Below are 551 nucleotides of genomic sequence, written 5' to 3'. Positions count from 1 at the left end.
GGCGCCCCAGCAGTTGGACACCGTGTTTTTCCTCACCGCCAAGACCCCGGGCCGCAAGCTGGCGCTGGACGCCGCCCAGGTGTTGTACGACAGCAGCCCCGACTTGCCTTTGCGCGTGCTGGAACTGGTGGCGCGGGACAAGGCGTGCGAGCACCCGGATAAAGCCTGCCACGGCGAGTCGTGCCCGCTGGCCAAAGGCTTTTACGACCGCTTGCCCGCCGCGCGCCAGGCCGCGACCGGGGTGCGCCTGCTCGATCAACGTCATCTGCGCGAGGTGGCGCTGGCCCACGATGTCTGCCCGTATTACCTGAGCCAGGAAATGGCGCGCTGGACCGACGTGGTGGTCGCCGACTACAACTACTATTTCGACTTTGGCGCGATGCTCTTCGGCCTGGCCCAGCTCAACCAGTGGCGGGTCGCGGTGCTGGTGGACGAAGCCCATAACCTGGTCGAGCGGGCGCGTTCGATGTACAGCGCCAGCCTTGATCAGTACAGCCTCAAGACCTTGCGCGAGGGTGCACCCGAGGCGCTGAAAAAGCCCTTGCAGCGCC

1 protein-coding gene is annotated in these 551 nt (G+C 66.1%); it reads left to right on the top strand.

Features of this window, described 5'->3' with window-relative positions:
* Positions 1-22: 22 nt before the first annotated feature.
* On the top strand, positions 23-551 hold a 529-nt coding region (locus AC0L20_RS39715; RefSeq protein ID WP_473295622.1), incomplete at its 3' end, for a hypothetical protein.

The sequence above is a fragment of the Bradyrhizobium sp. Kon58 genome (assembly GCF_055807455.1).
This window is presented reverse-complemented; position numbering and strand designations above follow the sequence as displayed.